19 protein-coding genes and 1 other annotated feature are annotated in these 16634 nt (G+C 35.7%); of the genes, 4 read left to right on the top strand and 15 right to left on the bottom strand.

Annotated features, from left to right (window positions below; genetic code table 11):
* Positions 1-203: 203 nt before the first annotated feature.
* From rpmA to HMPREF2795_RS07165, 4 genes are all read right to left on the bottom strand, one after another.
* Positions 204-497: a 50S ribosomal protein L27 gene (gene rpmA, locus HMPREF2795_RS07180; protein ID WP_000916509.1), complete on the bottom strand. Its 294-nt coding sequence runs from the start codon at positions 495-497 to the stop codon at positions 204-206.
* Between the two features lie 16 nt (positions 498-513).
* Positions 514-858: a ribosomal-processing cysteine protease Prp gene (locus tag HMPREF2795_RS07175; RefSeq protein ID WP_000613695.1), complete on the bottom strand. Its 345-nt coding sequence runs from the start codon at positions 856-858 to the stop codon at positions 514-516.
* Between the two features lie 15 nt (positions 859-873).
* On the bottom strand, positions 874-1188 hold the full coding sequence (gene rplU / locus HMPREF2795_RS07170) for a 50S ribosomal protein L21 (RefSeq protein WP_000109137.1): 315 nt from the start codon (positions 1186-1188) through the stop codon (positions 874-876).
* A 35-nt stretch (positions 1189-1223) separates the two neighbouring features.
* Positions 1224-1403 (bottom strand) — a sequence feature (ribosomal protein L21 leader region).
* Positions 1404-1467: 64 nt separating this feature from the next.
* Entirely contained in the window at positions 1468-2154 is a 687-nt protein-coding gene (locus tag HMPREF2795_RS07165) for a YoaK family protein (protein ID WP_075228548.1), read from the bottom strand.
* Positions 2155-2299: 145 nt separating this feature from the next.
* On the opposite strand from HMPREF2795_RS07165, the gene HMPREF2795_RS07160 reads away from it, so the two are divergent.
* Both HMPREF2795_RS07160 and HMPREF2795_RS07155 read left to right on the top strand, forming a co-directional pair.
* Positions 2300-3277, top strand: a complete 978-nt coding sequence (locus HMPREF2795_RS07160) for a Gfo/Idh/MocA family protein (protein ID WP_075228547.1) — start codon at positions 2300-2302, stop codon at positions 3275-3277.
* Positions 3274-4356 (top strand): DEAD/DEAH box helicase, encoded by a 1083-nt coding sequence (locus HMPREF2795_RS07155; protein ID WP_000850553.1) that lies wholly within the window; start codon positions 3274-3276, stop codon positions 4354-4356. The genes HMPREF2795_RS07160 and HMPREF2795_RS07155 overlap by 4 nt, the downstream gene beginning before the upstream one ends.
* A 111-nt stretch (positions 4357-4467) precedes the next feature.
* Here the strand turns inward: HMPREF2795_RS07155 and HMPREF2795_RS07150 are convergent, their stop codons facing one another.
* A complete protein-coding gene (locus tag HMPREF2795_RS07150) occupies positions 4468-4845 on the bottom strand; it encodes a YwiB family protein (protein WP_007554615.1) in 378 nt (125 codons plus the stop codon).
* Between the two features lie 71 nt (positions 4846-4916).
* Here HMPREF2795_RS07150 and HMPREF2795_RS07145 point away from each other — a divergent pair, with 71 nt between their 5' ends.
* Both HMPREF2795_RS07145 and yidA read left to right on the top strand, forming a co-directional pair.
* Complete coding sequence (locus HMPREF2795_RS07145) at positions 4917-6221, top strand: HD domain-containing protein (protein ID WP_001003468.1); 1305 nt, start codon at positions 4917-4919, stop codon at positions 6219-6221.
* A 12-nt stretch (positions 6222-6233) separates the two neighbouring features.
* Positions 6234-7040: a sugar-phosphatase gene (yidA, locus tag HMPREF2795_RS07140; RefSeq protein ID WP_075228546.1), complete on the top strand. Its 807-nt coding sequence runs from the start codon at positions 6234-6236 to the stop codon at positions 7038-7040.
* Between the two features lie 156 nt (positions 7041-7196).
* Here yidA and HMPREF2795_RS07135 read toward each other — a convergent pair whose 3' ends face one another.
* The 10 genes from HMPREF2795_RS07135 to HMPREF2795_RS07090 all read right to left on the bottom strand — a co-directional run bounded on the left by HMPREF2795_RS07135 (position 7197) and on the right by HMPREF2795_RS07090 (position 16628).
* Entirely contained in the window at positions 7197-8336 is a 1140-nt protein-coding gene (locus HMPREF2795_RS07135) for a site-specific integrase (protein WP_075228545.1), read from the bottom strand.
* 37 nt (positions 8337-8373) lie between these two features.
* Positions 8374-8709 (bottom strand): DUF771 domain-containing protein, encoded by a 336-nt coding sequence (locus HMPREF2795_RS07130; protein WP_000665060.1) that lies wholly within the window; start codon positions 8707-8709, stop codon positions 8374-8376.
* Between the two features lie 62 nt (positions 8710-8771).
* Entirely contained in the window at positions 8772-9017 is a 246-nt protein-coding gene (locus HMPREF2795_RS07125) for a DUF4160 domain-containing protein (protein ID WP_001127469.1), read from the bottom strand.
* Positions 9010-9261, bottom strand: coding sequence for a hypothetical protein (locus tag HMPREF2795_RS07120; protein WP_000588738.1), 252 nt, complete (start codon positions 9259-9261; stop codon positions 9010-9012). Before HMPREF2795_RS07120 ends, HMPREF2795_RS07125 begins: the two co-directional genes overlap by 8 nt.
* 49 nt (positions 9262-9310) lie before the next feature.
* Complete coding sequence (locus HMPREF2795_RS07115) at positions 9311-9628, bottom strand: hypothetical protein (protein ID WP_000373065.1); 318 nt, start codon at positions 9626-9628, stop codon at positions 9311-9313.
* 61 nt (positions 9629-9689) lie between these two features.
* Positions 9690-10562 (bottom strand): LPXTG cell wall anchor domain-containing protein, encoded by an 873-nt coding sequence (locus HMPREF2795_RS07110; RefSeq protein WP_001034602.1) that lies wholly within the window; start codon positions 10560-10562, stop codon positions 9690-9692.
* A 15-nt stretch (positions 10563-10577) separates the two neighbouring features.
* Positions 10578-11672 carry a phage tail tip lysozyme gene (locus HMPREF2795_RS07105; RefSeq protein WP_025171240.1) on the bottom strand — a complete coding sequence of 365 codons (1095 nt, stop codon included), beginning with the start codon at positions 11670-11672 and terminating at the stop codon, positions 10578-10580.
* Complete coding sequence (locus HMPREF2795_RS07100) at positions 11672-13735, bottom strand: hypothetical protein (RefSeq protein ID WP_075228544.1); 2064 nt, start codon at positions 13733-13735, stop codon at positions 11672-11674. The genes HMPREF2795_RS07105 and HMPREF2795_RS07100 overlap by 1 nt, the downstream gene beginning before the upstream one ends.
* Positions 13736-13744: 9 nt before the next feature.
* Entirely contained in the window at positions 13745-16252 is a 2508-nt protein-coding gene (locus HMPREF2795_RS07095) for an ATP-binding protein (RefSeq protein ID WP_000424142.1), read from the bottom strand.
* On the bottom strand, positions 16236-16628 hold the full coding sequence (locus HMPREF2795_RS07090; protein ID WP_001250567.1) for a TcpE family conjugal transfer membrane protein: 393 nt from the start codon (positions 16626-16628) through the stop codon (positions 16236-16238). Before HMPREF2795_RS07090 ends, HMPREF2795_RS07095 begins: the two co-directional genes overlap by 17 nt.
* Positions 16629-16634: the final 6 nt, after the last annotated feature.

Genomic DNA, 16634 nt, shown 5'->3' with positions numbered 1-16634 from the left:
CTAGTTTGCTCTTTGATTTTCATTGAGTATAAACCGATGATATTGTACAAAAATTTTACATAAAAATCATTCTGGATACCAAAATGGGTACCAAAACAAAAAAATAGGCTCTCCGAAAACTCGGAAAGCCTTATTTAATGCTACTTCTAGCTTCCTCGCCTTTTCATTTCAAGGCTCGGGATAAAAAGGTTCACTGGACCTTTTTATTTTGCGATTGGGTAAACAGAAACTTGTTTTTTATCGCGACCTTTACGTTCAAAGCGTACTACGCCTTCAACTTTAGCGAACAAAGTATCGTCTCCACCACGTCCAACGTTTACACCTGGATAGATGTGTGTACCACGTTGACGGTAAAGGATTGATCCACCTGTTACAGTTTGTCCGTCAGCTGCTTTAGCTCCAAGACGTTTTGCTTGTGAATCGCGTCCGTTTGATGTAGAACCTCCACCTTTTTTGTGGGCGAAAAGTTGCAAGTTGTTAAGAGTCATTTTTAACATAATGTTTTCCTCCGTGTTAGTTTTCTGTGATAACTCTGGTTTGGACGAACTCAGAAGAGTCCTCCGATAAGGTTGCCATACCTAAGAAAAATGATTCAAAAAATAACTGCGTCATTTCTCTCTGGTGTGAAGGAAGGTCTCTAGGAATTTCAACCATCAGATAGCCACCTTCATCTTCGTTTAATTCTAAGATTGGTTCATAGCCTGCAAATTTCTCAATCGAATTGATAAAGTTAATGGCAAGCGTAGAAACCGATGCACACACGACATCAAAGCCGTATTCGCCACTCTCGGCGTGTCCAGTAATTTCCGCACTCCTCAGCTCGCCATCTTCGGCTCTCTCAAAGACTGCTTGTATCATGTGTTCTCCTTAAAATTAAGCGTTGATTGCGTTGATGACAACTTTTGTATATGGTTGACGGTGACCTTGTTTACGGTGGCTACCTTTTTTAGGTTTGTACTTGTAAGTAACAACTTTCTTTTGTTTTCCTTGTTTTTCAACAGTTCCAACTACAGTAGCTCCAGCAACAAGTGGAGTTCCGACAACAGTGTTTTCACCACCAACAAGAACAACTTCGTTAAAAGTAACTTCTTGACCAGCTTCAACGTTCAATTTTTCAACGTAGATTGCTTGACCAACTTCAACTTTAACTTGTTTTCCGCCAGTTTTGATAATTGCGTATGTGCTCATTATGCACCTCCTATGATTTTTTAGGGTTTCCCCGTATTTTTGTGAAGACTCGCCTAGCATCGTGGGACGAACCACTTAAAAGAAGAGCTCTAAGTATAACAAAGAATAAACTAGGAATTGAGCCGAAGACATAACTTATGTTAGACAAGGCGATAATGACGAAGTTTAAATTTGTTATACGACGAGCAACGATGTTCGTGCGGTTGCACAGGACTGTGCATAGTCAACTCTTCAAGTATAGCATGATTCCTAGTTTTTGACAAGTATTTATTATCGAATTTAAACTTTTTCTCTTATTTTTTTCCTCCAAGATGCAAAAAGCATACTTAGATAAAAAATACTCATCATGATTGGAATCCCTAAAATTGTTTTTTCTTCATAAAAAATACTCAGATAAGCTGATACAACAACCCCAATCACAAAACTCGACAGCAAGCTAATAAAGATGAGACCTTCTCTTAAAAAAGGTGTATGTTTTGTGCGAACATATTCGCCAAATGCTAACATGGTTCGTTTGATATTTCCGGTCATAAATGCATTGTTGTATGCAATTCCTGAAACTTCTCCGAATGCTGTTGTTACAAGTCCCATACAAAATGCTAACGGTGGTACTATGTATATATTATCAACCGTCAAGGGAACAAATCCTATTATCAAAGATAAAATTGCTAGTGGAATAAGGGATAGAATTGGTTTTCTTACAATCCTCAACTTTTCTTTATAGACTGTCAAGAGGAAAACACCTACCATAAAGGAAATCAAGGTCATTACCTTTGCACTGGCATCTGAAACATTGTCCTGAATGAGACCAACGGAAAGGAAAACGACATTCCCCGTTTGGCCTGCAACTAGAGTATTCCCACGTATGATAAAGGTATAGGCATCTACATAACCCGCACAAAAAGTCAAAAAAAGCGCCAATCTTTTTGAATGACGAGAAATTTTTCTCATAGGTAATAATCTCATACTACACTCCTATTTTTTCTGAATCTATTGTACCATTTTTTGATGAAAATTCGAAGTGTCAAATAAAAGAATTGTCTCCCTTTGGCTAGTTTAGTCTATCTGTGATATAATGAAAGCAGTCATTACTTGTAGAAAAGGAGATTTCATGCTTAAACTCGGTATTATCGGTACTGGTGCAATCAGTCACCACTTTATAGAAGCTGCTCATACTAGTCAGGAATTCCAGTTAGTGGCTGTTTATTCAAGAAAGCTCACGACTGCTCAGCAATTTGCTAGTTCCTATACAGATGTTAGTCTATTTGATAATTTAGAGGATTTCTTCCAGTCTGATTTTGATATTGTCTATATCGCAAGTCCCAATTCTCTGCATTATACTCAAGCCAAGCTTGCTCTAGCATCGGCTAAACATGTTATCCTTGAAAAACCAGCGGTGACTCAACCACAAGAATGGCAGGATTTAGTTGAAATAGCTCAAGAAAATCAATGTTTTATCTTTGAAGCAGCAAGAAACTATCATGAGGAAGCCTTCACAATTATTAAAAACTTCTTAGCAGACAAGCAAATTTTAGGTGCAGATTTCAACTATGCCAAGTATTCTTCTAAGATGCCAGACCTTCTTTCTGGAAACACTCCGAATGTATTTTCAGACCGTTTTGCTGGTGGGGCTCTCATGGACTTGGGAATTTATCCGATCTATGCTGCGGTTCGCTTGTTTGGTAAGGCACTTGATGCGTCCTATCAAGCTCAACAACTTGACAACACCATTGATTTAAATGGAGATGGTATCTTATCTTATCCTGAATATCAAGTTCACATCAAGGCTGGTAAAAACATTACTTCTAATCTGCCTTGTGAAATATACACAACAGATGGAACCTTGACGCTCAACACCATTGAACATGTTCGCTCAGCTATTTTTACAGATCATCAAGGTAATGAAACACATCTACCTATTCAACAGGCACCTCATACCATGACTGAGGAGGTCGCTGTTTTTGCTAACATGATCAAGCAGCCAAACCCAGAACTTTACCAAGCTTGGTTAGAGGATGCATCACACGTCCATAACCTAATTTACACTATGCGCCAGACTGCTGGCATTAGATTTGAGGCAGAAAAATGAAAACCAAACTACCTACAGAATGGCTAGAGCTAACCGAACAACTCGGCTTTCAAGAATTCACACCCATTCAAACTCAGATTTTTGATCCGATTTTAGATGGTCAAACCCTTCTTGGAGTTAGTCCAACTGGTACAGGTAAGACTTTAGCTTATCTCCTACCAAGTCTTCTTCGTCTCCAAAAGAAAAAAGCGCAACAACTATTGATTTTAGCACCAAATACTGAACTGGCTGGTCAGATTTTTGAGGTAACTAAAACTTGGGGTGAAGCAATTGGCTTGACTGCTCAGCTATTCCTTTCTGGTTCGAGTCAGAAACGTCAAATCGAACGACTTAAAAAAGGCCCAGAAATCCTTATTGGAACTCCTGGTCGCATCTTTGAACTGATTAAATTGAAGAAGATCAAGATGATGAATGTGGAAACGATCATTCTTGACGAGTTCGATCAGTTGCTAGATGATTCTCAAATTCACTTTGTTGAGAAAATCACTCACTACGCACCTCGTGACCACCAACTCATCTATATGAGTGCCACTACCAAGTTTGACCGAGATAAGATTGCGCCCAACACGCGCACCATCGACCTCTCTGATCAAAAGTTGGACAACATTCAACACTTCTACATGCAAGTAGACCAACGACACAGAGTTGATATGCTTAGAAAACTGGCACATGTCGAGGATTTCCGTGGCCTAGTCTTCTTTAATAGTTTGTCAGACCTCGGAAGTGCTGAGGAAAAATTGCAGTATCGCGATGTTTTAGCTGTTTCACTAGCTAGCGATGTCAACGTTAAGTTCAGAAAAGTTATTCTCGAAAAATTCAAAGACAAGCAACTAACACTGCTTCTTGCAACAGACCTTCTAGCTCGTGGTATCGACATTGACAGCTTAGAATGCGTGGTTAACTTTGACGTTCCTAGAGATATGGAAACTTACACTCACCGCGCTGGCCGTACAGGACGTATGGGCAAAGAGGGCTATGTAATCACACTTGTAACGCATCCCGAAGACATCAAAAAGCTGAAGAAATTTGCAAGTGTACGTGAAATTGTCTTGAAAAATCAAGAACTGTATATCAAATAGAGGCTGGGACAAAAATCCCAACCTCATTTTTTATTAGCAAAAAACTTTGACCTGCTAGTTGATTGGGAACTTCGAAATCGAAACTTTGACTTCCGATTTCTCCTCCACTTTTTACCCCCAGGTAATTTCTAAGCGATAGTTTGCAAATGGATTTCCTTCTTTGTTTTGTAGTTGATAGGCTAGTTCAATCTTTTGTTGTTCAACTTGATAATGGCTTGTTTGGATGATAAACTCCTGTATCCCCATTGGTGTAGGAATATAGGCTAAACTATCAACTTCCTTCAGAAAACGCATGATGGTCTTAGGGTTGGAAAATCGAGACATCACCAACTCTGTATCATTAAACTTGAGTACCACTTTTTCCTTCTCTTCATTGTAAAAAAGGAGATAGGAAAAATCACCTTTCTCACGTAACTCAACATCATAAAGTTGGTCGATCACTTCCAATTGTTCATCAAATTGGATGGTATTTCTCATTCGAATCTTCACTTCAAGTCCTCTTTCTTCACTCTTATCCTACTATTTTACCAAAAACTGTAGCTTTTTGCTATAATGGTTTTATGAATGAAAAAGTATTTCGTGACCCTGTTCACAATTATATCCATGTTGATAATCAGATTATCTATGACTTAATCAATACCAAAGAATTTCAACGGCTTCGTCGTATCAAGCAGCTCGGAACATCCAGTTATACCTTTCATGGTGGAGAACATAGTCGTTTCTCTCACTGTCTGGGTGTTTACGAGATTGCACGACGCATCACCGAGATTTTTGAGGAAAAGTATCCTAAAGAATGGGATCCTTCGGAGTCCCTCCTAACCATGACTGCAGCCCTCCTTCATGACCTAGGACATGGTGCCTATTCGCATACTTTTGAAAATCTCTTTGATACCGATCATGAGGCGATTACGCAGGAAATTATCCAAAGCCCTGAGACAGAAATTCATCAGGTTCTCTTACAGGTAGCCCCAGATTTCCCCAAAAAGGTAGCTAGTGTTATTGACCATACTTATCCTAACAAGCAGGTGGTACAACTCATTTCCAGTCAGATTGATGCAGATCGCATGGACTATCTCTTACGTGACTCCTATTTTACAGGGGCTTCTTATGGGGAATTTGACCTAACACGTATCTTACGAGTTATTCGCCCTATCGAAAACGGAATTGCCTTTCAACGAAACGGGATGCATGCCATCGAAGACTATGTTCTTAGTCGCTATCAAATGTATATGCAGGTTTATTTCCATCCTGCTACACGTGCTATGGAAGTCCTTCTGCAGAATCTTTTGAAACGTGCTAAAGAACTTTATCCAGATAATAAGGACTTCTTTACACTGACATCCCCGCATCTACTGCCATTTTTCGAAAAGAATGTGACCTTGACTGACTATCTGGCTCTGGATGATGGTGTGATGAATACCTATTTCCAGCTCTGGATGACTAGTCCTGACAAGATACTAGCAGACCTGTCACAACGTTTTGTCAATCGCAAGGTCTTTAAATCCATTACCTTTTCACAAGAAGATCAAGAACAGCTTGCATCTATGAGAAAACTGGTTGAAGATATCGGCTTTGATCCAGACTACTACACAGCTATTCATAAGAACTTTGACCTTCCTTATGATATCTATCGTCCTGAATCTGAAAATCCACGAACGCAGATTGAGATTATACAAAAAAATGGAGAACTAGCAGAACTCTCTAGCCTGTCTCCTATCGTTCAATCCCTTGCTGGCAGTCGCCACGGAGATAATCGTTTTTATTTTCCGAAAGAAATGTTAGACCAAAACAGCATCTTCGCAAGCATTACCCAGCAATTTTTACACTTGATTGAAAATGATCATTTTACACCAAATAAAAGCTAAAAGAGGAAATTTATGAGTATTAAACTAATCGCTGTCGATATCGACGGAACCCTTGTCAACAGTAAGAAGGAAATCACTCCTGAAGTATTTGCCGCTATTCAAGATGCCAAAAAAGCTGGTGTCAAAGTTATGATTGCAACTGGACGTCCTATCGCAGGAGTTGCCAAACTTCTAGATGACTTGAAATTAAGAGATGAAGGTGACTATGTAGTGACCTTCAACGGTGCCCTTGTTCAAGAAACTGCTACAGGACATGAAATTATCAGCGAATCCTTGACTTATGAAGATTATCTAGATATGGAATTTCTCAGTCGCAAGCTCGGTGTCCATATGCACGCTATTACCAAGGACGGCATCTATACTGCTAATCGCAATATCGGAAAATATACCGTTCACGAATCAACCCTTGTCAGCATGCCAATCTTCTATCGTACACCTGAAGAAATGTCTGATAAGGAAATCGTCAAATGTATGTTTATCGATGAGCCTGAAATTCTGGATGCCGCTATTGAAAATATTCCTGCAGAATTTTATGAGCGCTACTCCATCAACAAATCTGCTCCTTTCTACCTTGAGCTCCTTAAAAAGAATGTAGACAAGGGGTCAGCTATTACTCACTTGGCTGAGAAACTAGGATTGACCAAAGATGAAACCATGGCTATCGGAGACGAAGAAAATGACCGTGCCATGCTCGAAGTCGTAGGTAACCCAGTTGTTATGGAAAACGGAAACCCAGAACTCAAAAAAATCGCCAAATACATCACCAAATCTAATGACGAATCTGGCGTTGCTCATGCCATTCGAACTTGGGTGTTGTAGAAAGAATAGACAGAATAGACAAAAACCGCTCTGCTGAGCGGTTTTTGATGTCTGATTACTGCCCCCTGCAGGAATCTAAAATATGCTTAGAAATCCTATTCTAATAACATTTTAAATAGGATTGGTCAATTTTTGGTCAAAATTTTTGCTTTATTTTTATTCCTTATCCAGCATAAATTTTCTAATCAATTCATACTCCTTATCAATTACTTCTTGCAATACATGACCATAAGTTTTAATAATCTGTTGAATATCCTTATGCCCTAATAATCTTGCAACAACCCAAATATCAATTCCTTTAGCTAAAAGGTAAGAACCGTAGGTATGTCGTCCTGCTGTCGCTGTCATTTCCTGATTCCCAATTTCAAGTTCTGATAAACAAGCTCTCAAACTTTTATTCAATCCTGAATTTGTAGGTATTTTATACCTTCTATCATAGAATACTAAATCATGTTTCTTTAATTCTTCACGATCAAATAGTATCTTTTCTTGTTCAATTTGTAATGTTTTCAAAACAAGAAACAAATCATCATCAATCGGAATTTCTCTTATAGATGTTTTTGTTTTAGGAGGTACAAATTCTTGCCGATCCCCTACAAATCGCCTATATGTTCGAATTGACTTATTTTCAAAATCTATATCAGACCAGCAGACAGCCATACCTTCTCCCACCCTAAATCCTGTTTTAAACAAGAAGTATAATAGATATGGTATTACTGATTCTCTATAATTGAATTTTCCTTTCAAATGAGACAACAATTTCTTATATTCTGAAATACTATGAATATATTTATCATCTACATCGCCAGATTCTAAACCAAATATTTTCACATCTTCTGTAATATCGGTTATCTGTAAGCCACCTCGTTTACTAAATTTTATTGTTGATCTTATATCTGCATTTATTCTTCGCAAGTGATCAGCAGTCACCTTTTTCCCATATTCATTTAATCGTGACTGATATTCTTGATGATTTATACTCATTGCTGGTATATCTGAGAATATTTTTTCTATCGCTTGACCTCTTGCATAGTACGTTTCTATCGTGGAACTTGCCTTTTCTGATGGAAGAATCACTAAATTATCCCAATCCTGCCACAACTCATACAGTGTAGACTTACTATCAAATCTTATTGTATAGTTTGATTGAAATAATTTCCTCTCTTTTTCCTGTGCTTCATTCATTGCTTCTCGTTTAGTTCTAAAACCCGAATTTGTCGCAATAACATTACCTTTCTTATCAAATATTCGGTAATCCCAAAGTTTGTTTTTTCCACGCTGTCTGTAACTTGCCACACTAACTCCTTTCTGAATGGCAACCATCACCATTCTATTATAACATTAATAATATTTTTTGATAATTTTTATCAAAATATTCCCTTGTTTTTCTTGCTAAAAATCTATAAGGTGATCCCTTACTTTTCGGATATAAGACAAATCCTTCTTTATTTTGCTCAATATCTAATTCATTTTTTATTGTTGGATTCAATAAAATATCATTGACCAATTTTGTTTTACTAATAGACAATAATTCCTCAACCTTATCAATAGTCCACCATTGACCAATTTCTTCTTTCTGTATTAAATCTAGATACTCGGAACGACTGATCAAAACCATATTGGAAGGAATTGGAACTTCAATATTAAATACTTGTTTCGACTCTTTCATTTACTACTCCTTAAACAACAGCAAAAAAAAAAACAAGCCATTTCTGGCTTGAATTTATTTTCTTAATACGCACTTTTTTGATATTCATCCCATAAAGCTTGAAGATCATCTGCATTTTCTAAAACATACTGCCTTACAATCTTCATATCTTTTGATTTCAATCTACCATCTCGAAGCTCTCCAGTCAAAAACATTGAACCTACTTCCTCACCATGGATATAGATATGAATATGTGCCTTCTGACCTTTATGATTATGCTCATTCGGACGAATCTCAATACCATACTTCAAAAAAGAATACTTAGGCATGTAACAACCCCACGTAGTCCTTCCACGTTTCAAGGTAGTTATCACGATTCAATTCAATTTGTTTTTGAGCAAACCGAATATCATAATCAGCCAAGTCCAAGTCCTCTAAGACTTCACCTGTAAGAATATTAAAAGTTCCAATCAATTCTTCATCATCATACATACGTAAGATAGGGTTATTAGGATTTTTAAAAATATCTTCTTTTGTGACTTCTAGATTTGTAACACCAAATTCTTTAATCATGATTCCTTCTCCTTTCACTTTCTTTTATTATATCACATTTTCAATTATTTTATAATTGTTCTAACAACTTCTCCATATCAGGAAAATAAGTATAAGCTACTCCTCTACTGAAATCAAAAGAGTAGCCTTCCTCAATTGATACAGATACACTAGCATAATTTCTTCTTGGTAATTTTTTATTAGCATGACTCCCTTCATAATCATAAATAACTTTAACAAACTTCGCATTTTTTATAACTTCAACTATCATAGTTTCAATACCATGATCAGTTACAGAGTCAGCAATAAACTCTATAGATTCTTGATTTTCACCTAACCTACTAGCTAACTTCACAGCATAGATCTTTAATAATTCTACTTGATCCATTTTAACTCCTTAAACCAACAAAAAACAAGGCAAGTTTTACCCTGCCTTGACTAATTTTGTGCTACTTAACTTTTCGTTTTCCAAAAAATGTCGCAATCAAACCAACAAATCCCCAAATAGTTGCAAAAATTGTACTAGCTGTTCCAGTATTTGGAAGAACTTTTAGTTCCCCTTCCTTATCTTTCAAAGCGATTGTTCCATCTTTTTGTTTGACTGCTCCCACTTCATAAGGCTCTTTTTCTACATAATTGCCTTCACTTTCTTCTACAACTACTTTGCCTTTATTAGTGCCTACAATCTTATATCCTGTATTTGTTTCGATAGGTTTTTCTTTAATTTCTTCTTTAGTCACATTCAAGGGTTTAGGTTCTTCTTTTTCTTTTACTCCAACATTATCCTCTGCCTTTTGTTTTTGTTCCTTCACTTCTGGAGTATCTTCTTTATTTGGTTTCGTATTTTCTTCTCCCTCTTTTGATTTATCCGAAGATGAATCAGAAGATTTTTGATCCCCTTGTTTATCATCACCTACATTTTCAACAGGCTTTTCTTCTTTAGATTTATTGGTAGAAGGACTTGTTGGCTCCACAACTACTCCTGTATGATCGTGTTCCTGATTCTTATTAGTATCTTTTCCAAGTTCTTCAGATGGTTTATCTTCTTTTGGTTGTTCTGTTGGCATTATCTGCTCTACAACTACTCCTGTATTATCCTTGTCCTCTTTTTTATCCACACTTCCACCCAAATCCAGATTTTCATTTACTGTTGGCGCTGTAGACTCCTTAGGAGCTTCTGTAGGTTTTTCTGAAACTACTAAACCTGAATTATCATTTGGAGTTGAACTATTTCCACCCAAATTAATTTCATCTGCTAAAATTCCATTTGCGACTGAACTCAATACAGCCACTGACAACAATGTTACAAATTTTTTATTCATATTTTTCCTCTTTTCTTATTTACCAATTACATATAAAAAGTTTTTTGCTTGATCAGCAGTAAAGACACGATAATCTGTAATTCCTGTTCCTTGCATTGGTTGAATCACATTACATTCAGAAATCAATATCGAACCATCATCTTTAACATCTTCGACAAAGGCAACATGACCATAGGTTGCATGACTACCTGCTTGTCCTCCTTGAAACGAAACAGCAGAATGTTTAGTCGGTGTATTTGTCACCTCATATCCATCCTTGTGAGCCCAATCCTGACCATTTCCCATATACGGATCAAAGTTTATTCCAAATTCTTTTGCCCGATTGAAAACATACCAAGTACATTGACCATACGGATAAGACTGAGTGATATAGCCATCTTGATTTATTTCCTTATCAATCGAAAATCCACTAGGTAATTCAGTCGAAACCTGACCAAATGGAACATCTACGCTCCCTGCTATTGAATTGCTACTTGATGAGCCGTCTGATTCAATCGTACCTTTAAAGACTTCATACCACTTCTTACTGTCCTTTTCTAGCTTCTCTAGTTTTGTTTGTCCGTCTGATAACAATACACCTTCATAATGTTCAGACCAATACTTGGCACTTTCAAAAGGATCAGTTGCCTTTTGCATATAATCTTTGACTTTTTTATAGCCATGATTTAATTCATAGCTCATTAGTTCCAGCTCTACTGTACTATCCAAAGTACGAGAGCTTGCATTTCTCCATCTATCACCATTGATAGTATTATCCCAACCTGACCATTGGAAATATCCAGCAACTCCACCTGAAGGATTCGTTAGTTTAGGATCAAATCCACTTTCTCTTTCAGCATTTGCAAGAGAACCACTAGCACCCTCTAAAGTAAATTTCTCTTTAGATAGTTGCCAGTTAAGAATCTTAATGACATCTTCTGCACGTTCCACCGAGATATTCGCTTTTTGAGCTACTTCTTGTGCTGTTAAACGTGTTCTCTTTCCAGTCGTACTATCAGATGAACTCCCTGAAGACACACCTACAAATCCAATCATCAGAATCAAGATTAGAAATAAGGGTAGAATTGTCGCAATTATAGAACCAAAAATCTTTGCGTATTTTTTAGCTATCACTTCCTACCCCTCTTTCTTTCAATATTTACATTTGGAAGTTCTACTTTTTTATCTCTTCCCTTTTTCTTTAAACTACTAATCTTACCCCCTTTCATTTTTTTACTTTTCGGAGAATTAATCTTTGGTTTTTGAGGTGATACCTTATTCAAAGGATTCACTTGATTCATTCTCTTGTCTACCTTGGCTTGAAATTCTGCTTTCTTTCTGGCCAAACGTTTTTCTCTCAAACGTTTCACCTCATTACGAGAACTATTTTTTATTTTCTCATGATAATCTGCCTTTGTTCCAAAAGACTTTCTTTTTGAATTTAAGTCTATAAACTTATTCGATTCTTGATTTCTAAACGCATTTGTACGAACTTCATAAAGGAAAGACATCGCTCTATTTCCTTTTTCTTTCAGAGCATTAACCGTACCTGTTGTTCTATGTTTGACAGTCGCATAACCATCTCTAACTCTACTATAAGTTTCATTTTCGTTAGTATCAAATACCTGTTCTTTAGTCAATCCTTGTTTTTTATCCAGGTTATTAGTTGGCGAGCGTAAATTTTTAAGACGAGCTTGTAGACTTTCTTTCCCCATCTTCAATCCACCTTTTGCAAACTGACCACTAACTACTAAACCGTCTTTACCTGTCCTATACAATTTCTCTCGAATCGTTTTAGTTCCTTTATTCAGATTAAATCCATTTATTCGACTAACAGGCAAACGCCCAATTCGTGAGAACATAGATAAAATCATTGCTCTATTCTTAATCATTAAAACTAACAATATCGCTTTTACAAATATCACAACTAATACATTCTCACCAACTGCATAGCCAATGAAATCTGTTAAAGAATTATAGAAGAATACAAATAATGTTGTAGCTAATAATGTTACAGATGATAAAATCAACATAGATATAGCTTTTTTATTAAATCCATGAATCAAATGTTCCATCTTTGGAAATAGACTGATCAATAAAATAAATGGCAATATCAAAATTAAAAAGATATAAACCATTAAAAAGAAAAATCGTGATAATCCTAAAACAAGATAAACACTACCAACTACAATTACATCAACCAGTGAAGCAAAAGCATAGCTAAACTTTGCTCCCCACTCATTTTTCAACATCTTATTTTCAGGATCTTTGTCTTTGGCAATATCCTTGATTTTTTTCTCGCCGACAAGATGATCTCCATCCCCCTGCTTATATCCAGCTAAATCTTCAAATTCCTTATCAGATAATTGAAATGAGCCATCTTCCTTTATTGGAGAGTTCATATACTTATAAGCCTTGATAATAGTATCATTAAAATAAGCATCAATCTCATTGGAACTTTCTGGAGTCAGAGTTTTTGTTATCTCACCATTAAGCGTAATTGTTGTTGTTCTAAATCCATCATATAAGTGAGCCAATAAATATTTATTTTGACCGTCCACATTGAATCTTATAAAATATAAACCAATAAGAGTATAGATCAGTACCATTTTAATAAATGACTTCATCACACTACCCTTACCAGTCGCAAACAAATACAATAGATAAACTGCCATACTAGCACCAACAACATAAACAACTTCTTTACTGAATAGAGAAGAAAATACTTTACTAGAATTGTCTATCGTATTATTCAATAAAGAAGTTATATCACTCATTCCATCAACTGCACCATAAATACCAGCAATAATCCAAAAGATAAATTTTGATACCCAAAATACAGCTTGCACAATCGAATTGAAGAAATAATTCATATTTGAATCAAATCCAAAAAATTTCTTATCAAAATAAACCTTACTAGTCAAATCAGACATTTGGGACTTATAATTTTCAAAAGTCAATTTACTTGATTCTTCTTTTTTCTTTAAGGCTTCTTGTGTTTCTTTTGCCTTTTTGGCATTATCCAGTATTTTTTTTGCATTTTCAGCAGGATCGGTTAATTTTGGAGTATTTGTATTTTTATCAAACTCAATAATATTAAAATTATTATTCGGTAAAATTGGCTCAGTAGCACTAGCTACAAAAGGAAAGAAAAATATAGACAAAATAAATCCTAATAAAATATTCCTTCTCATTTTTCCCCCTTACTGTACTGATACCAAACTAGATTCAACTGTTTCAAATAATGGTAAAAACTCAGGGAAAATTGTACCATCTACTGTAATACGTTCTTTTCGTCCGAAAGTATCGTAATAGATACATTGACCCATTGTTTGATTTTCTAACCACGCTCTTGATAATTCATCATTTTCAACTCGTAAATGTTCCAGTATTGCTTCTGTTTCTGTATGTTCAGGAAAAGCAAAGACTGTACCAAATCCAGTTGTATCATCACTTGTTTTCAAGTCTTTTACGGATTGAGTTACCAATACTAAGAAATTGTTAAAGGATCGTCCTGTACGTTTGATACGGTTAACTACTTGTCGTCCAGCAGGAGTTGACATAATCTGCCATGCTTCATCAAGGAATAACATTGTTTCCTTATCTTTCTCACGTTCACCAAAAATCGCACAGAAATAAGTTAAAGCATACATAACGGTCAAACTTCTCAACTGAGTTTCAGTCATTTCATCTTTATTTGTACCTTTAGGCATATCAAGACCTGTAATTTCAACAATAATTACTTTATCATCTGTTTTCAAAACTTCTTGACTACCATCAGAAAAGCACAAAGATAGCAGTGAATTTTTTGAAATTCTCTTTAGGAAATAGCCAGCAGTAGCAACTTCTTCTTTTGCATTGCTTTCCAATTCAGCAAATACCTGCAACATACCAACCTTTTCACCAGCATTTCTACGCTCAAATACCTTATCAATCGCATCTAACAGATAGGGTTGAATCTTGATATAAGAATCTTTATCCAATACAGAAGCTACAAGTACTGTTGCTAATTCTGTCAACTCTCCTTCATCTTCTAAAAATGAAAATGGATCAAGAACCCCTCTATTTTCCTCTTTTCGCATATCCAAAGTAATAAAACGAATAGAGCGTATAAATTTTTGAAGTGGTTTATAGGTACCAGCCTTTTCTAACTTAGCTAAAACTGATAAAAACTGTTTCTTCATTTCAGCTTTAGGATCGACATATAATACTCTGGCTTTAAATAGAGCATGAAAAACAAATAATAACTTTGTCAGGAAAGATTTTCCATTTCCAGTCGCACCAGTAATAGCTGTATGAGGATTGCTTGTTTCCTTTCCATGAATACCAATTTTATTCGCTTGTAGTAAGTTCGTAAACACAATATTGGTACTTGAATCCAAAGCACGTTTAAAATCTCCAAACCATGAAGCAATTTCTTTATCAATTCGAGCAATAGGAAAGCCAATATCTGTACCTACTTTTTTCTTTGTAAAGAAAAGATTCTCACATAATCCACGCAGACTTGAATATTGTAAATAACTTTCTCTTTTATTATCAATCAACTCTGTCAAACGACACTTATAGAATAAGTAGACTTGATCTGCAACAGCCTTGACAATTTCAACTTCCATATCTTTCAATCTTGAAGCTAATACATCATACTTCACATTCAATTCTTCAATACTATCACCAGTAATCTGTAACAAGTGAAGATACGTTACCATCAATTCCTTATTATCATGCTTCTCTTGAAAATCTTCTAACAACTCATGACTTTCCAAAACTTCAATCTTTTGAACATCATCATTCTCAGCAGTTTCATTTACTGTATTCCCAAGATTTTTGCGTTTATTTCTTGCTTTTGTACTTAAAGAATAGATTCCACTTCTTGTTGAAAAACGAACTTTCAACACACTATTGACAGGAAAACCAATATTCTTAATTTCCTCTAGTAAATGTAAATAGGAAACGTTTTTGGGATAAGCATATACAGGAATTGTTGCAACATAACTTTCTTCTTCACCATTGATCAACTTCAAAGCATTTCCAGCACCAACTTCAATAATTGTTTCGTCCACATTCTCAATCGAATTTTCAAGCGCAACAATTTCACTTTCCTTATCATAGTATTGACCATTCAAAAAATGAATTCGATTCAATAGCTCTAAATCAGTTTTTTCAACTTCCTTAATAGTTAAAGCATGTAACTTTGTTTGAATCAATTCTTTCTGTTTTTCCCAATCTTTCCACCATTCAACTTTCGGCAACTCTTCAAAGCCAATCATTTTCATAATTGTTTTTCGGAAAGTCATAATTGTCTGCTTAATCGTCACCTTAAAATCAGACGACACATTGACCGACTTTAAAGGTACAACTAAATAATCTCTTGATTCTGTTAAATATGTAACTTCTTCCTCTAGCCTTTCTTCTAATTTTGAAATCACATAATTTCCTAATGGACTTGTACCAACATCTTGCTCAATATCCTGAGATAGTAAAGCGATCTTCTTTGCTAAATCTAAATCAAAGTTAATAGTATGAATCGCAAGATCATTGTATTCAGCAATACTAGACAAATTATTGAATACCAGGTCTTTGCTATCCTCTTTCTCACCATCTTCAATCGTATTGATGACTTGTGGCTCTACTTCAAATACAGCCAGCACACTTCCATCTTTTAAGAGAATCAAGCTATCATCTATCGCCCAAATGTTATTCGTTAATTCCACGATAAATTCTTCTCACTTTCTCATATTTTTTTCCTTTACAGAGATACATTGTTGTCCGTTCTCTATCATACTCAACCCAAAACTTGAAATAGTCCACTAGAAATCGAAACAATGTTTTCCCATCAATCTTATTCTCAGATAATATGTTTCCACACCACCAACCAGCAAACAATGAAGCTACAAAACGAAAACCCCAATCCAATAAGGGTACATACCCTAGTAAGAACCATACTAAAACAAAACTTACTAGAGTATAGACTATGGTCGACATTTTTATCGCAAATGGTAAACTGAAATCCTCATTTATCTTATGCACCCAAATAGGTTGTTTAAAAGCAGTAGTGTAAACATAGAGTTTTTTATCTTCCCTCCTCATAACATT

Origin of the sequence: Streptococcus sp. HMSC056C01, from assembly GCF_001811305.1 — a bacterium.
Lineage (GTDB): Bacteria > Bacillota > Bacilli > Lactobacillales > Streptococcaceae > Streptococcus.
This window is presented reverse-complemented; position numbering and strand designations above follow the sequence as displayed.

Coding starts and splice junctions, on each gene's coding strand:
- HMPREF2795_RS07100 (WP_075228544.1), bottom strand. CDS start 13,735: ATGAGAAGGAATATTTTATTAGGATTTATTTTGTCTATATTTTTCTTT.
- HMPREF2795_RS07155 (WP_000850553.1), top strand. CDS start 3,274: ATGAAAACCAAACTACCTACAGAATGGCTAGAGCTAACCGAACAACTC.
- HMPREF2795_RS07110 (WP_001034602.1), bottom strand. CDS start 10,562: ATGAATAAAAAATTTGTAACATTGTTGTCAGTGGCTGTATTGAGTTCA.
- HMPREF2795_RS07175 (WP_000613695.1), bottom strand. CDS start 858: ATGATACAAGCAGTCTTTGAGAGAGCCGAAGATGGCGAGCTGAGGAGT.
- HMPREF2795_RS07120 (WP_000588738.1), bottom strand. CDS start 9,261: ATGATTAAAGAATTTGGTGTTACAAATCTAGAAGTCACAAAAGAAGAT.
- HMPREF2795_RS07130 (WP_000665060.1), bottom strand. CDS start 8,709: ATGAAAGAGTCGAAACAAGTATTTAATATTGAAGTTCCAATTCCTTCC.
- HMPREF2795_RS07115 (WP_000373065.1), bottom strand. CDS start 9,628: ATGGATCAAGTAGAATTATTAAAGATCTATGCTGTGAAGTTAGCTAGT.
- HMPREF2795_RS07160 (WP_075228547.1), top strand. CDS start 2,300: ATGCTTAAACTCGGTATTATCGGTACTGGTGCAATCAGTCACCACTTT.
- HMPREF2795_RS07145 (WP_001003468.1), top strand. CDS start 4,917: ATGAATGAAAAAGTATTTCGTGACCCTGTTCACAATTATATCCATGTT.
- yidA (WP_075228546.1), top strand. CDS start 6,234: ATGAGTATTAAACTAATCGCTGTCGATATCGACGGAACCCTTGTCAAC.
- HMPREF2795_RS07125 (WP_001127469.1), bottom strand. CDS start 9,017: ATGCCTAAGTATTCTTTTTTGAAGTATGGTATTGAGATTCGTCCGAAT.
- rpmA (WP_000916509.1), bottom strand. CDS start 497: ATGTTAAAAATGACTCTTAACAACTTGCAACTTTTCGCCCACAAAAAA.
- HMPREF2795_RS07165 (WP_075228548.1), bottom strand. CDS start 2,154: ATGAGATTATTACCTATGAGAAAAATTTCTCGTCATTCAAAAAGATTG.
- rplU (WP_000109137.1), bottom strand. CDS start 1,188: ATGAGCACATACGCAATTATCAAAACTGGCGGAAAACAAGTTAAAGTT.
- HMPREF2795_RS07090 (WP_001250567.1), bottom strand. CDS start 16,628: ATGAGGAGGGAAGATAAAAAACTCTATGTTTACACTACTGCTTTTAAA.